The 20611-nt window shown below is 43.8% G+C and carries 18 protein-coding genes; 10 read left to right on the top strand and 8 right to left on the bottom strand.

Annotated elements, in window-relative coordinates:
- Nucleotides 1–70: 70 nt before the first annotated feature.
- Nucleotides 71–1039: a stage II sporulation protein M gene (locus EMP01_RS07810; RefSeq protein WP_129020949.1), complete on the top strand. Its 969-nt coding sequence runs from the start codon at nucleotides 71–73 to the stop codon at nucleotides 1037–1039.
- 56 nt (nucleotides 1040–1095) lie between these two features.
- On the opposite strand, the gene EMP01_RS07805 is transcribed toward EMP01_RS07810, so the two are convergent.
- Nucleotides 1096–2196: an Mrp/NBP35 family ATP-binding protein gene (locus EMP01_RS07805; protein WP_129020948.1), complete on the bottom strand. Its 1101-nt coding sequence runs from the start codon at nucleotides 2194–2196 to the stop codon at nucleotides 1096–1098.
- 216 nt (nucleotides 2197–2412) lie between these two features.
- Between EMP01_RS07805 and EMP01_RS07800 the strand changes: the two genes are divergently transcribed.
- Nucleotides 2413–3096, top strand: a complete 684-nt coding sequence (locus EMP01_RS07800) for a carboxypeptidase-like regulatory domain-containing protein (RefSeq protein ID WP_129020947.1) — start codon at nucleotides 2413–2415, stop codon at nucleotides 3094–3096.
- Between the two features lie 565 nt (nucleotides 3097–3661).
- Here EMP01_RS07800 and EMP01_RS07795 read toward each other — a convergent pair.
- A complete protein-coding gene (locus EMP01_RS07795; protein WP_129020946.1) occupies nucleotides 3662–4870 on the bottom strand; it encodes a phosphoglycerate kinase in 1209 nt (402 codons plus the stop codon).
- Nucleotides 4871–5063: 193 nt separating this feature from the next.
- Between EMP01_RS07795 and EMP01_RS07790 the strand changes: the two genes are divergently transcribed.
- Nucleotides 5064–6641, top strand: coding sequence for a L,D-transpeptidase scaffold domain-containing protein (locus EMP01_RS07790; protein WP_129020945.1), 1578 nt, complete (start codon nucleotides 5064–5066; stop codon nucleotides 6639–6641).
- Nucleotides 6642–6715: 74 nt separating this feature from the next.
- Here the strand turns inward: EMP01_RS07790 and EMP01_RS07785 are convergent, their stop codons facing one another.
- Both EMP01_RS07785 and EMP01_RS07780 read right to left on the bottom strand, forming a co-directional pair.
- Entirely contained in the window at nucleotides 6716–9004 is a 2289-nt protein-coding gene (locus tag EMP01_RS07785; RefSeq protein WP_129020944.1) for a M4 family metallopeptidase, read from the bottom strand.
- Between the two features lie 146 nt (nucleotides 9005–9150).
- The gene (locus EMP01_RS07780) at nucleotides 9151–9471 is read right to left on the bottom strand and encodes a DUF4157 domain-containing protein (protein ID WP_129020943.1); all 321 of its coding nucleotides are present in this window, start codon (nucleotides 9469–9471) and stop codon (nucleotides 9151–9153) included.
- Between the two features lie 38 nt (nucleotides 9472–9509).
- Here EMP01_RS07780 and EMP01_RS07775 point away from each other — a divergent pair, with 38 nt between their 5' ends.
- The 3 genes from EMP01_RS07775 to EMP01_RS07765 all read left to right on the top strand — a co-directional run bounded on the left by EMP01_RS07775 (nucleotide 9510) and on the right by EMP01_RS07765 (nucleotide 13232).
- Entirely contained in the window at nucleotides 9510–10610 is a 1101-nt protein-coding gene (locus EMP01_RS07775) for a Nif3-like dinuclear metal center hexameric protein (RefSeq protein ID WP_129020942.1), read from the top strand.
- 1 nt (nucleotide 10611) lies between these two features.
- The gene (locus EMP01_RS07770; RefSeq protein ID WP_129020941.1) at nucleotides 10612–11367 is read left to right on the top strand and encodes a zinc ribbon domain-containing protein; all 756 of its coding nucleotides are present in this window, start codon (nucleotides 10612–10614) and stop codon (nucleotides 11365–11367) included.
- A 110-nt stretch (nucleotides 11368–11477) separates the two neighbouring features.
- Entirely contained in the window at nucleotides 11478–13232 is a 1755-nt protein-coding gene (locus EMP01_RS07765) for an ABC transporter ATP-binding protein (RefSeq protein ID WP_237559499.1), read from the top strand.
- Nucleotides 13233–13241: 9 nt separating this feature from the next.
- On the opposite strand, the gene EMP01_RS07760 is transcribed toward EMP01_RS07765, so the two are convergent.
- The 3 genes from EMP01_RS07760 to rbfA are packed head-to-tail and all read right to left on the bottom strand — an operon-like array spanning nucleotide 13242 to nucleotide 15859.
- Nucleotides 13242–14219, bottom strand: coding sequence for a GSCFA domain-containing protein (locus tag EMP01_RS07760; protein WP_237559498.1), 978 nt, complete (start codon nucleotides 14217–14219; stop codon nucleotides 13242–13244).
- A 12-nt stretch (nucleotides 14220–14231) separates the two neighbouring features.
- Entirely contained in the window at nucleotides 14232–15461 is a 1230-nt protein-coding gene (locus EMP01_RS07755) for an FtsX-like permease family protein (RefSeq protein WP_129020940.1), read from the bottom strand.
- 8 nt (nucleotides 15462–15469) lie between these two features.
- Nucleotides 15470–15859, bottom strand: a complete 390-nt coding sequence (gene rbfA / locus EMP01_RS07750; protein ID WP_129020939.1) for a 30S ribosome-binding factor RbfA — start codon at nucleotides 15857–15859, stop codon at nucleotides 15470–15472.
- A 121-nt stretch (nucleotides 15860–15980) separates the two neighbouring features.
- On the opposite strand from rbfA, the gene EMP01_RS07745 reads away from it, so the two are divergent.
- From EMP01_RS07745 to EMP01_RS07730, 4 genes are all read left to right on the top strand, one after another.
- On the top strand, nucleotides 15981–16898 hold the full coding sequence (locus EMP01_RS07745; protein ID WP_129020938.1) for an Omp28-related outer membrane protein: 918 nt from the start codon (nucleotides 15981–15983) through the stop codon (nucleotides 16896–16898).
- 261 nt (nucleotides 16899–17159) lie between these two features.
- The gene (pdxH, locus tag EMP01_RS07740; protein WP_129020937.1) at nucleotides 17160–17807 is read left to right on the top strand and encodes a pyridoxamine 5'-phosphate oxidase; all 648 of its coding nucleotides are present in this window, start codon (nucleotides 17160–17162) and stop codon (nucleotides 17805–17807) included.
- Nucleotides 17808–17827: 20 nt separating this feature from the next.
- The gene (pyrR, locus tag EMP01_RS07735; RefSeq protein ID WP_129020936.1) at nucleotides 17828–18364 is read left to right on the top strand and encodes a bifunctional pyr operon transcriptional regulator/uracil phosphoribosyltransferase PyrR; all 537 of its coding nucleotides are present in this window, start codon (nucleotides 17828–17830) and stop codon (nucleotides 18362–18364) included.
- Between the two features lie 58 nt (nucleotides 18365–18422).
- Nucleotides 18423–19355 carry an aspartate carbamoyltransferase catalytic subunit gene (locus tag EMP01_RS07730; RefSeq protein ID WP_202616024.1) on the top strand — a complete coding sequence of 311 codons (933 nt, stop codon included), beginning with the start codon at nucleotides 18423–18425 and terminating at the stop codon, nucleotides 19353–19355.
- 64 nt (nucleotides 19356–19419) lie between these two features.
- Here EMP01_RS07730 and fabV read toward each other — a convergent pair whose 3' ends face one another.
- Nucleotides 19420–20610 (bottom strand): enoyl-ACP reductase FabV, encoded by a 1191-nt coding sequence (fabV, locus tag EMP01_RS07725; RefSeq protein WP_129020934.1) that lies wholly within the window; start codon nucleotides 20608–20610, stop codon nucleotides 19420–19422.
- Nucleotide 20611 lies beyond the last annotated feature (1 nt).

Below are 20611 nucleotides of genomic sequence, written 5' to 3'. Positions count from 1 at the left end.
TTTGGTGTTACGTATAAAAATAACTTATTTTTGGACGGCATCTTGCCTGCGGGCAGTTTTTTTTCCTGTTATGAGAGAAGGGCATTTTATCAAAATCAATAAAGAACGCTGGGACAGCTATCTGGATGACACCAATGATCCGGATGAGCTGGCCAAACGCTTTGCATACCTGGTCGATGATCTGGGCTATGCCAAAACCCATTACCCCCACAGCAATACCATTACGTATATCAACAGTATTGCCGCAAAAATCTACTTGTCTATTTATAGGAACAAGAAGGAAAAGGGCAATAAATTCAAACTGTTTTTTACAGAAGAGCTGCCGTTGATTATGTACCGCAACCGCAAAACGCTGCTGTATACATTCCTGTTCTTCCTGGTGTTTATGCTTATGGGCATATTCTCAGGCTGGAGAGATCAGACTTTTGTACGTGCTGTATTGGGAGATGATTATGTGGATATGACCATGGCCAATATCTCCTCCGGTGATCCGTTCAAGGTGTATAAAGACCAGGGCGAGTTCAGTATGTTCCTGCAGATTACCTGGAATAATATCCGAGTTATGTTCATGTTCTTCCTGGCGGGCATAACCTGTTCTGTAGGCACTATATACCTGCTGTTTAAAAATAGTCTTATGCTGGGTGTTTTTGAACAGATGTTTTTTGCCCATAACCTGGGCTTCAAATCTATACTGGTTGTATTTACGCACGGGACACTGGAAATCTCCGGTATGATCATAGAAGCAACGGCCGGTATCATTATGGGCAATGCCATCCTGTTTCCCGGTACCTATACCCGGAAGGAGTCATTTGTGCGGGGAGCCAAAGACGGGATTAAGATTGTTGTCTCGCTGATCCCGATCGTTATTATGGCTGGATTTTTTGAAAGCTATATTACCCGGCATACAGAAATGCCTGTGGTATTGAATTTAATCATACTGGCTGCTTCGCTGGCTTTTATCATTTTTTATTTCATCCTCTACCCCATGAAAGTGGCCAGGAGACTAAATGTTGACCAGATAAGCTTTAAAAAGATATAAAAAGCGATGGGGCACTGTATACAGTGCCCCATCGCTTTTTATGCATACAACCGGGACTATACCCCAATGGTCATTACTTTGGTAGGATCAAGGTTGGCATTACGCATGGCTACATTGCGTGCTACTTTCTTTGCAATCTCTGTAAAGGCATTTAACGATATCGGTTCATCATTCAGTACTGCAGGGAACCCTCTGTCCGCTCCTTCACGGATGCTTTGCACCAATGGCACTTCGCCCAGGAATGGTACTTCAAACTGCTCTGCCAGGCTCTTTCCGCCATCTTTACCGAAGATGTAATATTTATTTTCAGGTAATTCTGCGGGGGTGAAATAAGCCATATTTTCTACAACACCCAGGATAGGTACGCTGATATTGGCATTTTTAAACATCATCATAGCTTTTTTAGCATCTGCCATGGCAATGTTCTGAGGAGTGGTTACGATTACCGCACCGGTAATCGGAATAGTCTGTACCAGGGTCAGGTGTATATCTCCGGTGCCCGGTGGCAGATCAATGATCAGGTAATCCAGCTCGCCCCAGTATACATCAGTCACGAATTGTTTCAGTGCTGAGGTGGCCATGGGTCCACGCCAGATCACTGCCTGCTTTTCATCAACCAGCAAACCGATAGACATCATTTTCACGCCGAAACGTTCGATAGGCTCAATATATCCTTTACCATCCACATCGCGCATCATAGGACGCTCACCCTGTACACCAAACATTAATGGTGCAGAAGGGCCATATATATCAGCATCCATCAGGCCCACTTTAGCGCCTTCTTTAGCCAGTGCAATAGCCAGGTTGGTCGCTACGGTAGATTTACCTACACCACCTTTACCAGAACCTACTGCAATAATATTTTTTACATGAGGTAATACATCGCTGCCATCAGCACTACGAGCACCCAGTACACGGGCCGTCATCGTAACATTAACCTCTGCTTCTTTATCAATAAAGATCTTAACCGCATTGACACATGCTTTATGGATCATATCTTTCATCGGACAGGCAGGTGTAGTCAGCTCAACGGTAAACGAAACTTGCTTACCCTCTACTTTTACATCCTTTACCATGTTCAGGGTAACAATATCTTTTCCGAAATCGGGATCATCTACATTGGATAGGGCCTTAAGCACGTCTGCTTCCGTAATCATATATATATTTATTATTTATAAGTTCGCCTGCAAAGTTACATTGTCTGAGTGAGAATGGATGCAGATTTAACATACTAATGCTAAATAATGTCATAAAACAAATCTATTTACGCAGCAACAGCATGCATGATTTAGTGCAATGAAATTTCTTATGTCTATATATACAATAAATATGAGGCAAATACAGTTTAATAATGGTTAAAAGGCCTACAATTAATGATGAATAAACGAGATAAAACAGTATTTTTGCTTTATATGAACCGCAACACGTTTACACTTTTCTCCATACTTTTCCTTTGCTTATGCATGGGTGTATATTCTTTTGCGCAGGACAATAAGGACAAACTGGTGCAGGTAACCGGTGTGGCTAAGATGTCAGACACTTCTGATGTGATCCCATATATGGGTGTATTTGTAAAAAACAAAAGTACCGGAACATTGACTAACGAGAACGGGGTCTTCTCCCTGCTGTGTTATAAGGGTGATACCTTATTATTCAACCGTATAGGTTTCCGCTCCAAAGAAGTTGTTATTCCGGCTAATCTGGATCAGAACTATTTCTCTACCATACAGTACTTCTTCCAGGATACCTTTTACCTGAAAGAGGCTATAGTACGTCCTTACCTGAATGCGGCAGAGTTTGATTATGCCATGAGGTATAAACAATACGATGGTGATATGTATGATGCGATCAAAGAGAATACCAGCAAGGAAGTGGTGAAAATGATGATGCGTAATATGCCAAACAGTGCTGGTGAAAATGCGGCTTTTATGCAAGGGCAACAGGCTAATAAAGCTACTTATTACGGACAACAGGCTCCTATCGGTTTATTCAATCCTTTCAAATGGGCAGAATTCTATAAAGCAATTCAAAGGGGTGATTACCGGAGTGATAAATAAAGACATTATTAATAAATAGAAAGGACGAGGCATTGCCTCGTCCTTTCTATTTATAGTATACTGAGTATCCGCTTAAAGGAAACAAAGTCTAAAATTATGATTTAAGTAGTCAATTTATATCTATTGCTACCTTTTGCCTTGATGCAAAAGGGTACCGCAAAAAAATCAAGGCTGTATAAATCCCTGGCTAAAAATCAATGTGTCGGCCGGTCGCAAACCAGACTCGCTGCGCTCAGACAGTGGTTTCCGACTTTATCGACCGAGCCAATGATTTTCTTAACGCCGGATTTATAAGGCCATTTGGAGCGATCTGTACGGTACGGATCGCTTATTGTTTTCATCACAGCGATAGCCATTTTGGAGTGGAGCTGCGATCGTTGAGCAGCGAACGAATCACACGTTAAGCTCAGACGATCAATGCACGCAACGGTACAAAATGGCGGTGCACCGCAATCGCCTTGATGAAAACAAAGGCATTTTTGGTCCTTTTGTTGCCGGACAAAAGGACGAAGAAAAAAGGTTACTACATGCGGATAGTCAGATATAGTATAATGTTTAACTGTAATTACTGAATCGCTGCAATACCTGGTAATACTTTTCCTTCGAAGAATTCCAGTAATGCACCACCACCAGTAGATACATAGCTTACTTTATCCGCAAAGCCGAATTTGTTTACTGCAGCAACGCTGTCGCCACCGCCAACTAAGCTGAATGCTCCTTTTTCTGTAGCTTCTACCACTGCTTCTGCAATCGCTTTGGTTCCTTTCTGGAAGGCTTCCATTTCAAACACACCCATTGGTCCGTTCCATAAAATGGTTTTGGAGTTGGATACGATATTTTTGAAATCTGCTACTGCTTTAGGTCCGATATCCAGGCCCATCCAGCCAGATTCGATGCTCACATTATCGGCTTCTTTTGTAGCAGCATCCGGTGCAAATTTATCTGCAATGATGCTGTCTACAGGCAGGTGAATGTTTACACCCTTAGCCTTAGCGGTTTCCAGTAAAGCGTTAGCCATTTCCAAACGATCTTCTTCGCATAAAGAATTACCGATGTTACCACCCATTGCTTTGTAGAATGTATACGCCATACCACCACCAATAATGATGTCAGTAGCCTTTTCCAGCAGGTTTTCGATGATCAGGATCTTATCAGAAACCTTTGCTCCGCCGATAATGGCTGTAAATGGTTTTTCTGACTGAGACAGTACTTTTTGTGCTGCCGTTACTTCTGCTTCCATCAGCAGGCCGAACATTTTCTGCTCCGGCTGAAAGTATTGTGCAATCACAGCTGTGGAAGCATGTGCACGGTGCGCGGTACCAAATGCATCATTTACATATACCTCACCGTATTTAGATAATTGCTCTGCAAATCCTGCATCACCCTGTTCTTCTTCTTTATAATAACGCACATTTTCCAGTAGTAAAACCTGCCCTGCCTGTAAGGCATTAGCTTTGGCAGTTGCGTCCTGGCCCAGGCAATCTTCGGCAAACTGTACCTCTGTACCTAATAATTCAGACAGGTGCGCTACGATGCGGCTAAGAGAGAAATCAGCTTTGGTCAGTTCGGGTTTCTTGGCCATATCTTTTATAGGACGTCCCCAGTGACTCATCAGGATAACACTTCCTCCATCATTCAGTACTTTCTTAATTGTTGGCAGTGCAGCCTTAATTCTGGTATCATCGGTGATTTTACCTTCCTTAATTGGCACGTTAAAGTCTACCCGGATCAGGGCTTTTTTGCCCGAAAAGTCAAAAGTTGAAAACTTACTCATAGCTTGGAATAAAAAATTTGTGTGCAAATATACATATTTAATATACTCTTAAGGGGAATCCTTTACAATCCGTTATTTTTCAGTTGCTTAACACATCATTTACGATCATGTTTTCACACTTGAGTGAAAACTACTTATATTTGTTTGACTCCAAGAAATATTTAACCTTTGTGTCTAAATCCATTTTACCTAAATGAAAATCCGAGTCCTATCGAAACAAGTATTAGCCGCTACGGTTATAGTCACAGGTGCTGTGGCTGTATCCTGTAATTCCGGTCAGAGCCGGGAAGGAGGGGGTATATTCGACAATATATCTGAAGCATTCTCTTCTGAAGTAACGCCAGAAACCATCAATAAAATCCTGCAGGAAAAATATCCTCAGTCAAGTGATTCTGCAAAAGCTGATCCGCTGCGTGACCTGAATGCACAAATGCATCGTGTATATGCTCAAAACAGCACCAAACCATTATGGCTGGAGGGCCGAAAATTCGGCAAGCAGGCAACGGAACTGATCAAGGCAATTGAAGACCTGAAATGGGATGGCCTGGACCCTGAAACTTATGGCCTTTCTGAACTTAAAAAAGCAGTTGCACAAAAAGATGCTTCTGATGAAGCGCTGGCCAGTGGTGAACTTGCCTTTACCGCTTCTTACCTGAGTGCGGCCAGAGACCTGACCCTGGGTGTATTGAACCCCGCAGAGATTGACAAGGAATGGCATGCGGACAATGACAGTACGCTTACTGCTGCCGATGACCTGGCTAAAGCGCCTAAGGACATTAGTCTTCAGAAATACCGTCCGGCAAATCCGCGTTATGCCCTGATGCAAAAGGAACTGCAGAAATGGGACAAACTGCGTAGCGATACCACTTACCAGCAAAGTAAAACGGCTATAGGCAACGCAGCTTCCGATGTTGCCATTAGCATTATGCAAAAGGAGCTGGCATCTTCTGCATCTGATACCGATATGGTTAAAACATATCAGTACCTGAACCATCTTTCTAAAACTGGGAAGATAGATGAGGAGACCATCAAAGCATTACACCGATCTCCCGATGAATACGTGGAGCTGCTCAAGATCAATATGGAAAGGTTGCGCTGGCTGCCTAATACCATGGAAGGCCGTTATATATGGGTAAGCATTCCGCAAACGGAGATTGACTATTTTAAAGACGGTAATAATCTCTTTCATAACCGTTCTGTTGTAGGGGCAAAGATTACCCGTACTCCGACGATTCTGAAACCGATGCAGAATATTGTGATCTGCCCGCCTTGGACTTTACCATTATCTATTGTAGGAAAAGAATATGGTGGCCGCATACCAAGTTACTATGAGGTCTACCAGGGTGGCAAACGCGTACCGAACAGTGCCGTTAATGCCTCTAACTACCGCAGATTTACCGTGCGTCAACCTGCGGGACCAAGAGCTGCGCTGGGTTACGTTAAATTCAACCTGCCGAACCAATGGGACATTTACCTCCACGACACTCCGGGCAGATATGTGTTTGCCAATAAGAACCGTTACCTGAGCCATGGTTGTGTAAGGGTAAAAGACCCTAAAACACTGGCAGCATTGATCCTGGAGGAAAGCAATGTGGGAGTGGACTCTATTAATGTATTAATTTCCAGGAACCGTACCCGTCAGTTCCCTACGCCTAAAATACCGGTGTATATTACGTATACTACCGTTAATGCAGACAGTGCCCTGCAAAAGGTAATTTACCTGAACGACCCGTATAAAAAGGATTCTGTGATATTAGCCAGATTGAAATAGTATACCAATACTGACACATAAAGAAGGCGGCCGCAAATTGCGGCCGCCTTCTTTATGTGTACTCTTAACTGTGCTTATTGAACTGATACTTTATGTGTATATGATTTACCATCTACTACAAAGTTCAGCATATACATACCTTTAGGCAGGCTGCTGATGTCGAATGCATTGCTGCCGTTCTTCACTTGCAGTGTACGTACCTGCTGGCCCAGTGCATTCATCACCTGCATTTCTACTGCTTTATTCAGGGTAGAATTGATATTCAGGTTGCTGCTTGCCGGATTAGGGAATACATTGATATTGGAGTTGGTTACATCTACGCTGCGGATGCCTACAGGACCGCCTGCGCCTAAACCTACTGCATACCATGCTTCTCTTACATTTTTATACTCTGTAGAGGTAGTATCATTACCATACAGATCCAGTACCGCTTGTAAGCTACCATTATAAGCATCTTCATAATCTGCTCTGTTGGTCATGTACTCGGTCAGGTTTCTGTAGGCAATTTTTTCTGCTTTCTCCATACCGATAGCCGTTACGTTATAGCTGTAACCATTATCATTGGTACCAGATCCGCCCTGGCATAACAGGTAGAACCATTTGTTTTGCAGACCACTGTTGTAGTGCACACCACCATTATCATTATTCAGGTTGGTTGGATCCATCCAGTACTGACCACCGTATGTATCAGGATTATTTCTGATTTTAGGATTAGCCATAGAGCGCATATAATCACCATTGATATATACCTGCTCACCGATAGTCCAGTTAGCCGTTGCCGGTTTTGCATAGAATTCTACACAGGTACCAAAGATATCGGCAAATGATTCGTTCAACGCGCCAGACTCGCCTCTGTAGCGCAGACCATTATGACCGTTGTGCTCTACTACCATATGGGTAAACTCGTGACCAGTCACGTCGATAGCTACAAATGGATTGGTATATACACCATCACCCATACCATACACCATAGAGTTATATGGAGAAGGCATTGCAGCTGCATTATTCTGTGTGTAAGAAGTCGGCCAGATACCATTTACATAATTAACCACTGGTCCGCCATTGTTATCATAGCTTGTTCTGTTGAACACTGACTGGTAATAGTCAAATGTGCGTTCGATACCCCAGTGCGCATCCAGTGCCGGATTGGCAACATTTGCTGTAATATAACTACCGTTGTTGTTTGCGGTATCACTCCATGGGAATGAACCGGTACCGGTAATGTTGATATTGAAGGAAACAGTATCTGTAGAATTACCGTTATTCAGGTTTAACTTACCGAACATACCAGTATATGTCTTACCCGCTTCCGGATAAATGAACAGGTTACGGGTAATTAAAGGTAAAGTGGTGGAGTTGAATTTAATATCAGGCCATGCCGCCATAGATGGATTGGTCGCTACATCTGACATAACCATACCTGCAGGGAATGCGCCGGTGCCCCATCCGATATTGGTAAACAGGTTGCTGCTGCTAGCTACGTTTTGCAGGCGCACTGTCATCAGTGCAAGTCTTGGAGACCATGTCAGGGAAGTATCACGGTACTCATTTGCCTGAGGGAACAGGTCAGCACCAGTATTGGCATTCTGATTATATTCAGAACCGGCAGCATTCAGGGTAGTAATGTGGCGCTCATTATCAAACAAACGATAATGTGGTCCTACACTGTCCACCACAATATTCTGCTGGCCACTCAGGTATGTATGTGCTACTGCATTCACATCCTGGTGTGCAATCAGGTTTTCTGTTTCCAGCACATCACCTGAATTAGCATCAATATATACATTGCTCATAACGATGTTACCGTTTTTGGAACGACCATCTACGCGTACTTTATATGCCAGCGCATATTGTTCATTACGCTTAGGATCAATGCTCACAATCGTCAGCGGGCTTGGATAAGCACGGAACTGACTTGTAATTTCCATTGCGGTACGGGCAATATCAGCAGCTTTAAACTCATCGAAAGAGCTGTTGGTACCTACATCAGATACTGTAGCCACATAACCGTTGATTGACTGAAGGATACCAGCTTTGCTGTGTACCAACAATAATCCGCCATCTACAATCACCCCTCTGAAGTACTGCTGATATGCAGTATGGGTAAAGCCAAGCTGGTCAGTCGTGGTCTTTTCTTCTGTAAAGGAGTAACCAGAAGGCAGGTTCAGCAATTGTGTCAATTGCTTTTCCAGTCCCTTTACAGTAACATTCTGCCCTCTGAAAGACGTCAGAACTTTACCATTGTTTACCACGATGGAACTGTTTAATGCAACAGGTGCTTTACCATCCTGGGCATGCAGACTCATAGTACCTCCGGCAATCATACCAGAGAGTAACAGGAGTGAGGAGATTTGAAATTTCATGTTTACTATTTAAAACTTATGTCTATATAATTGAAGCTCTTTGACAAAAAAGCCTACCAAAGTTAACGTAAATTTAAATAGCTGTACCAACAAATATGTATAAATGAGGTGAAAAAGCTTAGTATAAAGGTTAAAATAAAGCCAAATCAGGCACTAAAAAGATAGCCTTCCAGGATGGTTACCTCATTTTCTGCATTGCGTGCTTCTATCTCAAAACGGTTATTCGGATAGCCATGCACCAATGATTCCCAGGTGTACCAAAGCAGAAAAAGAATCCATCCGTAACGCAGATATTGTTCAACATGCTTCAGCTCATGCCGCACCCAGCAAGAATCTGAGCGAAAGGTTACTGCATCTGTTTTCCATAAATATACGGTGCATCCAACGGTAATAGCCATGCGTTCGCTGCGCAAAACACGGGCGGCTATGCGTGCCAATAAAGCGTTTTCCTTAATTTTGATGTTCATATATTTACGTTTTACACCATTTACCGCCGAACGAGCATATGCAAATTAAAGATATTATACAGGAGATAGAACAGTTCGCACCACTCCCCTATCAGGAGAGCTATGATAACTGCGGCGTACAGGTCGGCAATATACAACAGGAATGTACCGGCGTATTATTAGCGCTGGATATCACAGAAGAAGTTATTGAAGAGGCGCTGAGCCGGAACTGTAACCTGGTCGTTGCACACCACCCGCTGATCTTCTCCGGCATCAAACGCATTACGGGAAAGAACATGGTAGAACGCTGTATTATACAAGCGATCAGCCATAACATTACGCTTTATGCTGCCCATACCAATATGGATAATATGCAGGCTGGCGTGAACCGTAAAATTGCAGAAAAGCTGGGACTGAGCGATTGCAGGATCCTGCGTCCGACAAACCAGAACTTATATAAACTGTACACTTATGTACCCTACGATCATGCAGATACGGTAAGAGATGCCCTGTTTGCAGCCGGTGCCGGACAAATCGGCAATTACGGGGAATGTAGCTTTAACCTGCAGGGAAGGGGAACATTCAGAGGCAATGAAGCGAGTAACCCTGCTATCGGTGTTGCCGGTGGCGCGAGAGAAGTGGTAGATGAGGTAAAAATAGAAGTACTGGTTCCGGTACACCTTAAACAGGCCATATTAAAAGCATTGCAACAAAGCCATCCTTATGAAGAGGTGGCTTACGAACTGATCCAACTGGCCAATACAAACCAGACTATTGGTGCGGGAATGATCGGAACGCTGGCCGAACCGGCAGACTGGGGTGATTTTTTTCATCATATTAAGGATGTGTTGCAGGTCAGCTGCATCCGTCATACCGCTATTGTTCAGGAAAAAATCCGTAAAGTGGCAGTTTGCGGGGGCAGCGGCAGTTTCCTCTTACCCGATGCGATTGCAGCAGGGGCCGACATATTCATCACGGCTGATTATAAATACCACCAGTTTTTTGAGGCGGAACAGAAGATTATTATTGCCGATATAGGTCACTATGAGAGTGAACAATTTACCGTGGAAATATTTGATGCTATTATAAATAAAAAATTTCCTAATTTTGCTGTTTATTTGTCGACAACAAAAACAAACCCGATAAATTATTTTTTCTAATATGGCTACAGTAGCAAAAGACTTCTCTATTGAAGAAAAATTGGTTGCAGTTCTTTCTTTACAAAAAGTTGATTCCAAAATTGACGAATTACAGACGTTAAAGGGAGAATTACCAATGGAGGTGAAAGACCTTGAAGATGATATAGAAGGTTTACAGACACGCATTAATAACCTGGAAGCAGAGGTAAAAACGATCAATGATTATATTACCTCCCGTAAAGATGCGAAAAAAGATGCTGAAGCCCTTATCGCTAAATACGAAAAGCAACAGGATAATGTAAAAAACAGCCGCGAGTTCGAAGCACTTTCTAAAGAAGTGGAAATGCAGAACCTGGAAATGCGTCTTTGCGATAAAAACGTAAAGGATGCACTGGTTGAATTACAGGAGCGTGAAGCAGTACGTAACCAGAACAACAATCTGCTGGATGCAAAAAAAGACATGCTGGCTCAGAAGAAAGACGAATTAGAAAAAATCATCAAAGAAACAGAGAAAGAAGAAACAGAACTGGCAAAACGTTCTGAAGACGCTAAATCTAAAGTTGATGCCCGTCTGTTCAGCGCTTATGAGCGTATCCGTAAAAGCTACAAAAACGGCCTGGCTGTAGTACCTGTACTGAGAGACAGCTGTGGTGGATGCTTTAACGTGATTCCTCCTCAACGTCAGACAGAGATCATGCAGCGCAAAAAAATCATCGTATGTGAGCACTGTGGTCGTATCCTGGTTGATAATGACCTGAATGATTCTATACAATCTTAATTTTTTTTATTTTATCAAAAAAGCAGCGATACTATCGCTGCTTTTTTTAGCTTATTGATAATATTTTGCAAAGGCTTATTGAAGTATCTTTGCACCCTAAACAGAAGATTTTGGAAGGAAAGAAGAAGAAATTTGACCGCAATTTACTGCTCCGTATTTTATCTTTTGGCAAACCGTATCAGTCCAAGCTATGGCTCAGTATAAGCCTGAGCATTATCCTGGCGGTACTTACCCCATTCCGCCCATACCTTATCCAGTACACTATTGACCATTATATAGAGAACAAGCTGTTGCAAGGCCTGATCTATATTGCCGTAATCCAGTTCGGACTCTTACTGCTGGAGACGGCACTACGTTTCATATTCTCGTTTGTTACCAGTTGGCTGGGACAAACAGTGGTCAATGACATTCGCCGTAAGGTACATGAAAAAGTGATTTACCAGAACCTGAGCTATTATGACAATACGCCTATCGGTACACTGACCACCCGTACCATCAATGATATTGAATCGATCAACGATATCTTTTCCGAAGGTTTTATTTCCATATTGGCCGATGTGCTGACCATTCTCTCACTGATCGGGATTATGTTATATACTGACTGGCGTTTAACCCTGGTCAGCCTTGCTGTATTTCCCCTGCTGCTCTTAGCGACCTACTGGTTCAAGGAGAGTGTCAACAAATCGTTCAAAAGGGTGCGGAATGCAATCTCTGCACTAAATGCATTTGTGCAGGAACACCTGACCGGAATGTATATTGTACAGAGTTTTGCTGCTGAGCAAAAAGAGCAAAAGAAATTCAACGCCATTAATAAAGAGCACCGCGATGCTAATATCAAGAGCATTATGGCCTACTCTATCTTCTTTCCTGTTGTAGAGATTATACTGGCAGTGTCTCTGGGACTGCTGGTCTGGTGGGGTGCTACCCGTATGCTCAATTACCAGGTAACCCAGGGTACGATTATTGCCTTTAATATGTACCTAAACCTGATGTTCCGTCCGTTGCGTATGCTGGCAGACAAGTTCAATACCTTACAGATGGGCCTTATTGCTGGTGAGCGGGTCATGCAGGTGCTGGACAGTAAGGAATTTTTACAAGAAAATGGTGCCATACAAGCACAAGTAATAAAAGGAGATGTCCGTTTTGAAGACGTATATTTCGAGTACAAAGAAGGCATTCCGGTGCTGCGCAATATATCATTTTCGGTTAATGCCGGCGAAACAGTAGCCCTTGTAGGCCATACCGGAGCCGGAAAAAGTTCAATCATCTCTATCCTCAGCAGATTATACCCGATCAAGAACGGGCATATTTATATTGATGATATAGAGCTGAAAGATTATGATATCTATTCCCTGCGCAAACATATCGGTGTAGTGCTCCAGGACGTATTCCTGTTCTCCGGAACGATACTGGACAACATTACCCTTAAAGACCCTGCCATCCGCACAGAACAGGCCATTAATGTATGTAAGACACTGGGTATTCATGACTTTATCATGCGCCTGCCCGGTGGCTATCAGTTTAATGTAAGGGAAAGAGGTAATACCTTATCTCAGGGACAAAGACAGCTATTATCCTTTGCCAGAACACTATTATTCAACCCTTCTATCCTGATCCTGGATGAAGCAACTTCTTCTATAGACAGTGAATCGGAGATCCTGATCCAGCACGCGATTGAGCAAATGATCCAGGGTCGTACGGCTATCGTGATTGCACACAGGTTATCGACCATCCGCAAAGCAGATAAGATCATCGTACTGGAGAAGGGAAATATTATGGAAGAAGGTACGCATGAAAGCCTGCTGGCACAGACTGGTTTATATCACCAGCTTATTCATACCGATCCGGAAATTGCAGCTTCCTAAAAGCTTGCATCACTCCGCATTAAAGATTGTTTTCTCTCTGCCGAAATCGATATAGGGATAATCCTTTTCGTATCGGACAATTTTCTGCAGCTGGCTGCTGCGAAACTTTTCATAAGCCTGCGTCTCCGGGAAACGTACTTTATGATTGGCAGCAGTACTCAGTTCCAGCATCTTTGTCGCTACCGACTGTGCCTCCGGGCTTAAATAAGCTTTATAGAACTGCTCCCACACAGCACCTGTTGCCGCGAAGTTGGGGTGCACCATATCAATATCGTAATAGCGGTAATCGCGAAGCACATCTATAATGAGCTCGTAAGCCGGGAAATAATGGCAGTGCGCATATTGCTGCACCATTTCATGCACCGCTTCTATCAGCCTGGCTTTACTGCGGTTATTCTCCACCACGCCATCACGAATATGTCGTACAGGACTGATGGTAAAGATGATGTTCAGATAGGGATTGAACTCCTTTAACTGGCCTATCATTTCTTCCAGCGCAGCACTGATCTGTGCTATGGATAACAGCTTTTTCTCAAACCATTGTCCGGGTGCCCGGTGGCAGTTCGCCACATCACGGTCATCTTCATTGAGGAAATACTGGAAGGCAGACCCCAGTGTGATCATAAGCCAGTCTGCCTCTTTCAGGAAGGTATGTGCATTGCGAATAGAAGCATTCATTTCGTCCAGCGCACGCTGCTGGTCTACTTCTGAAAACCGGGTATGAAAATCCCAGTGGTTCCATATTTCATTGAGGTAAAAAAGATCTGAGGCTTCGATCATCTCTGCATTCATATAGCTTTGCACACTCTTCACCACACTAAGCGGATTGAAGAGAATTCCGTTCGGATTTTCCGCTACACGAAACTTCGCATCGCTCAATCGCTTACCTATATGTTCGGTAAAGCAGGATCCGATCAGCATCAGTTTATCCTGGTGTTGAATTAAAGGTTCCGGCGATTGGATATGAATGGGCAGTGAAGTGATCAAAATATGGCTGTTTTATTCGTCTCTGAAAATCATTAATTGCCGTGCTGCTTTACGGGCAGGATACAGCGCTGCGATCAAACCTATGCTGAGTACGGTGATCAGTACCAGTATAAAATCTGCCCCTTTAAGGGCCACAGGATAGGCATCCATAAAACCATCGCCCATAGATATAATACCAAAGCGTATCTGGATCAGGGAAATAATTAAACCTAAGATCATCCCGATCAGCGCCCCGGCCAGTGCGAGCAAAAGCCCTACGGTTATAAATATCTTGCGGATGTGTGCCGGGGTTGCGCCCATAGATTTAAGAATGGCTACATCTGTCCTTTTTTCAATTGCCAGCATGGATAGGGAACCGACCATGTTGAACGAAGAAATAATCAGTACCAGCAACAGAATGCCATAAATAGCCCACTTTTCGGTTTTGGTAACCATGTACAATGTGGCGTTCTGCTCCAGGCGGCTCTGAACATTAAAATCCTTGCCCAGTATCGCTTTTATCTGATCAATTACTTCAGCTTCCAGCTTCGGGGAGGTCAATGAGATTTCTACAGAACTATACTGTCCTGCCACTCCGAACAGATGCTGAGCCGCAGTTATCGGCACCAGACAATATTGTCCGTCCAGTTCGGGTTGCACATTGAATGCCGCATATGGCGCCAGATCCAGGCTGGTTACGGCAGCTTCTGCATTCAAGGCACCTGCCCCCAGACCATCAGCCTTAGGGTAATAAATCCTGATCTTGTTGAAGGGGTTACTGACTTCAATGCCCATCTCGGCAACAATGTCTACACCTATATTGGAGGGGATGTCTGTACTCTCATTGGGCCAGGCGGCCGTACCTACGGTCATATGAGGGGCCATATCATTGACCAGAAACCAGTTGTTATCTACCCCTTTCAGGGTAATTACTTTCTGATGATCGACGCCGTCCAGCAGGGCCATATCTTCGGCAGCATAGCCGATATATCTGATGCCGCTTACTTTACTTACGGCACTTTTCTGAACATCTGTAAATGTAAAAAACTTACCTTCTTTAGGCGTGATTTTCACTTCAGGATAGAAGGATGTGTACATTCCCTTTACATACTGCTCCAGTCCGTTATAGACCGAAAACAGCACCACCATTGCCGCTGCTGCGAGGGCAATAGCTCCGATACTGATCCAGGTTACGATATTGATCGCCTGTGCAGTCTTCTTTCCCTTAAAGTATCTTAATGCAATATGAAACGCAACATTCATCAGCTGGACTAAGCTTCAGCGTCTGTGTCAGATGAAGGCTTTTTCTCGTCGTTGATCTGCTTGAACAGCTCCTCCATTTTGAATACATAATCCAGGGTATCATCCAGGAAGAATTGCAGCTCCGGTATTCTGCGCAGATGATGGCGTAATTTATTACCCAGCGCACCACGCAGCTCACTTGTTTTGGCTTTAATCTCGTCCATCAACACGTCCGGGTGCTCTATCTTAAATAAACTTAAATATATGCGCGCTTCCAGCAGATCGGGGGTTACCGAAACTTTTGCGATCGATACCATACCACCCTTTATCACATTAATACCCTCTTTCTGGAAGATCATGCTCATCTCTTCCTGTATAAGCTGTGCTACCTGCCTTTGTCTTTTAGTCTCTTGCGTCATGTTCAGCGTTGATTTTTATATATAACCGATAAAATTACAGCTAATATCCGTGCTAAAAAAAAGTAGTTTCAAATAACTTAATTTATAATTAACTTTGAAAGCTATAAATTTCATAACGCATATGTTTCAAAAACGTTTTCCTGCGGTTGCAGCGCTTATCGGTGCATCTTTTCTGTTCTCCTGTAAAGAGCAGCCAGTGGGTATCTTTGCAGGTGAGGCTGCTGTAGACTCTACCTATGTTACTACTGTAGAACCACAACAAACCAAGAATTATTATATAGAAGAGTTTTCTGGTGTAAGATGTCCGAACTGTCCTGCGGGTGCGTTAAAGCTAGAGGACCTGATGTCACAGAATCCGGGCAGACTGAAGCTGGTTACCATCCACGCCGGTTCTCTTACATCGCCTAAAGATGGTGTCAGCAAACAGGATTTACGTTCCGGCATCAACGGAGAGGGCGACGGCCTGCTGATCACCAACCTGATCTACGGTGGCGATCCGGCCAAACCTGCTGCCAGCTTTGACAGAATGCCGGTTGCATCAGGAAATGTGTTGCTGGGTAATAAGGACCAATGGGATGCTATGCTGGCTGCTGCTAAATCTCAAAACAGCAGTACTCCGGTTAATATGTCCCTGACGACCACGTACGATGCAACTAAAGATGAATATAATATCCGCATTAAACTGGCCTATACACAAGCGGTTACTGATCCGCAATTCCTGACGATATATCTGACGGAAGACAAAATCGTTGATGAGCAGATCGAACCGGAAATTCACGATTACGAATACAACCACGTATTCCGCCAGTCTGTAACTCCGTTTAACGGTATTGCAGTACTGGACAGCATCCCGAACAAAGAGGCTGGTCGTGTATTTGTAACGAATTACAAATTAAAAATCAATAAGGATGATGCTACAAATCTGAAGCAGAAATTCTGGAACCTGGACAATATTCATGTAGTAGCCTTTGTACATAAAAGTACCGGTGGCACGGATAAAAAAGTCTACCAGGCAATTGATGGTAAGTTGAAACCTTAAGTTTTTTGAAGCAGTATCCACAGATACTGCTTTTTCTTTTTCAGAAATAGAAATTAAATACTAAATTTGCAGGACTTTAAAATAATTAGATATGCAATCTGTATTACTGAACTCTTTTTATAAAATCGGTGATAAATTTGGTGATTTCACTTCATTAGCGCTGACTATTTTTGGTGTAATATTATTGATCTGGGTTATGTTCAAGTATTTGGACACCTCTGATTTAAAATAATTTCACCACCAATAGCAACCATTAAGAAAATGGATTCATTTTCAAAAAACATTGCCAATATCAGACAGGATTATTGCCAGGCCACACTTTCTGAAAGTGAAACCGGTAACGATCCTGTTCTTTTTTTCACCAGATGGTTTGAAGAAGCGCAGCATGCTGAGTGTATAGAGGTAAATGCCCTGACCCTTGCAACTGTTGATGCAAGTGGCAAACCACATGCACGTATTGTATTACTGAAAGGACTGGAAAACGGTTCTTTTGTTTTCTTTACCAATTACAATAGCGACAAGGGGCATGAGCTGGCCGCTAACCCACATGCCAGTATGGTATTTTTCTGGCCCGAGCTACAGCGTCAGGTCCGTATAGAAGGGCTGATCTCAAAAGTAGATCCTGCTTACTCTGATGAGTACTTCTATTCAAGACCGCTGGGCAGCCAGATCGGTGCAATAGCCTCTCCGCAAAGCCAGCGCATCGCAGACCGTTCTGTTCTGGAACAATCTCTTGCAGCTGTGGCAGCGCAGGGCGACGTGAAAAGACCGGCACACTGGGGCGGATACCAGCTCAAACCGCAAAGAATAGAGTTCTGGCAAGGCCGGGCAAGCCGCCTGCATGACAGAATCGTATTTGAACAAACAGAAGAAGGCAGCTCCTGGACTCAGTACAGGATTGCACCTTAATCACAATATTATACCCGGTAATGAAATCATTATACGCACAACAGGAACTGGATATTACGCTTACCCGTCTGGCGCATCAGCTGATCGAAAATCACCTGGACTTTTCCGATACGGTTATTATAGGCCTGCAGCCGCGCGGTGTATTTCTCTCCGACAGAATACACCAGAAACTGCAACAACTGCTACCGGAGATAAGTATACCTTACGGCAAACTGGACATTACCTTTTACCGTGACGACTTTAATTCCGGTGGATCATTACACCAGGCGCAGGAAACCCAGCTGGACTTTTCTGTATCCGGCAAGAAAGTGATCCTGATCGATGATGTTTTGTACACTGGTCGCAGTATCCGTGCGGGACTTGACGCCCTGCTCGACTTTGGCCGTCCGGAACATGTGGAACTGCTGGTGCTGATCGATCGCCGATTCAGCAGAGAAGTACCGATCCAACCGGATTATGTGGGCATGTCTGTAGATGTGATCAATAACCAGAAAGTAAAAGTGCTCTGGAAAGAACATGAGGGCAAGGATGAGGTCGTTATGATCGGCACCAAGTAATTTCCGGCACAAGATTTAAGTTTTTAATATCAGCAAACATATTTAGGAAAAATAAATTATGTCATTATCTGTCAAACATCTTTTAGGCATCAAGGATCTGTTACCATCAGATATCGAATTGATTCTTAAAACTGCAGAAAAATTCAAGGAAGTACTGCAAAGACCGATCAAGAAGGTCCCTACCCTGCGTGATACATCCATAGTCAATTTATTTTTTGAGAACTCAACCCGTACACGCATCTCTTTTGAACTGGCCGAAAAGCGCTTAAGTGCCGATACGATCAATTTTGCAGCATCCGGCAGTTCGGTATCAAAAGGGGAAACCCTGATCGATACGGCTAAAAATATTCTGTCCATGAAAGTGGATATGGTGGTGATGAGACACTCTGCCACCGGTGCGCCGCATTTCCTGGCCAATCATATCAATGCCAGCATTGTGAATGCCGGAGATGGTATCAACGAGCACCCTACACAAGCATTGCTGGATGCCTTTTCTATGACCGAAAAGCTGGGTGATCTGAAAGGTAAAAAGGTCGCTATTATCGGTGATATTATGCATAGCCGTGTAGCCCTGAGTAATATTTACTGCCTGACCAAACTGGGTGCGGAGGTAATCGTATGCGGACCTCCTACGCTGATTCCCAAACATATCGAAACACTGGGTGTAAAGGTATCTTATGATGTGCGTAAAACGCTGGAATGGTGTGATGTGGCGAATGTACTGCGCATTCAGCTGGAGCGCCAGAACAAGCCGCTGTTCTCTTCTCTGAGAGAGTATTCGATGTACTACGGTGTCTCTAAATCCCTGCTGGATGCTGTGAAGAAGGATATCGTGATCATGCACCCCGGACCAATCAACCGCGGTGTGGAGTTAAGCTCTGATGTTGCGGACAGTAAGCAATCCATCATCCTGGATCAGGTAGAAAATGGTGTTGCGGTGCGTATGGCGGTACTGTACCTACTTGCAGGCAAGAAAGACAATCTGATTTAATCATATCACTACATAAAAAAGATGCGCACCGGATTAGGTGCGCATCTTTTTTATGTAATGGAAACTATTGTAATCCTTTAATCTGTACTAATTCGTTTACATCTGTGCCGTATTCAACGCCATCAATACCGAATCCGAACAGGCTCAGAAAATCTGATTTATAGCCTTTCAGATCACCAATTTCCGGCAAAGTCTCTGTTGTTGCTTTAGCCCATAATGCATCTACCTCATCCTGCACATCGGTTCTCATTTCCCAATCGTCTACACGGATGCGGCCTTTTTCATCTGTAGGAATGGTGCCGCCGTTATACAGGCGATCATTGAACAGGCGATACATCTGCTCGATACAGCCTTCATGAATTTCTTTTTCTTTCATGATTTTGTACAGCAGGGAGATGTACAGCGGAATAACCGGAATGGCAGAGCTGGCCTGTGTTACCAGTGCTTTGTTTACCGACACAATCGCACGTCCATTTAGTGATTTCAATTTATCAGAGATCGTAAAGGCAGTCGCTTCCAGGTTATCTTTTGCGGCACCGATGGTACCTTTACGGTATACCGGTTCTGTCAGTACTGGCCCGATATAGGAATAAGCTACAGTAAGCGCATTTTCAGCCAGTACACCGGCTTCCATCATGGCATCCATCCACATATCCCAGTCTTCGCCACCCATAACGGCAACGGTATTCTTAATATCCTCCTCATTACAAGGTTCGATAGATATTTCAGAAACGACACCGGTATGAAAATCTACAGTTTTGTTTGTATAAGTTGCACCGATAGGCTTCAGCACGGAACGGTGTGTAACACCGGTTCTTGGATTCGTTCTCACTGGAGAAGCCAGGCTGTATACCACCAGGTCTATCTGTCCCAGATCTTGCTTGATCAGCGCTATCGTTTGTTGTTTTATTTCGTCGGAGAAGGCATCACCATTAATGCTTTTGGCATACAGGCCTGCTTTCTCTGCTTCATCCTGGAATGCGGCAGTGTTGTACCATCCCGGAGTAGCGGTTTTTCCTTCCTGAGGGGCTTTTTCAAAAAAGACACCGATCGTAGCTGCGTTAGCACCGAAAGCGCTGGTAATACGCGAAGACAGGCCAAAACCAGTTGATGCTCCGATAACCAATACTCTCTTAGGGCCTTCGACCGGGCCTTGCGCTTTTACATAATTGATTTGATTCACTACGTTCTGCGCACAGCCTGCAGGGTGTGCCGTAAGGCATATAAACCCTCTCATTCTAGGTTCTATTATCATA

The sequence above is a fragment of the Edaphocola flava genome (assembly GCF_004118155.1).
GTDB lineage: Bacteria > Bacteroidota > Bacteroidia > Chitinophagales > Chitinophagaceae > Edaphocola > Edaphocola flava.
Note: the sequence above shows the minus strand (reverse complement) of the source record. Positions and strands in the feature narration are given on the sequence as shown.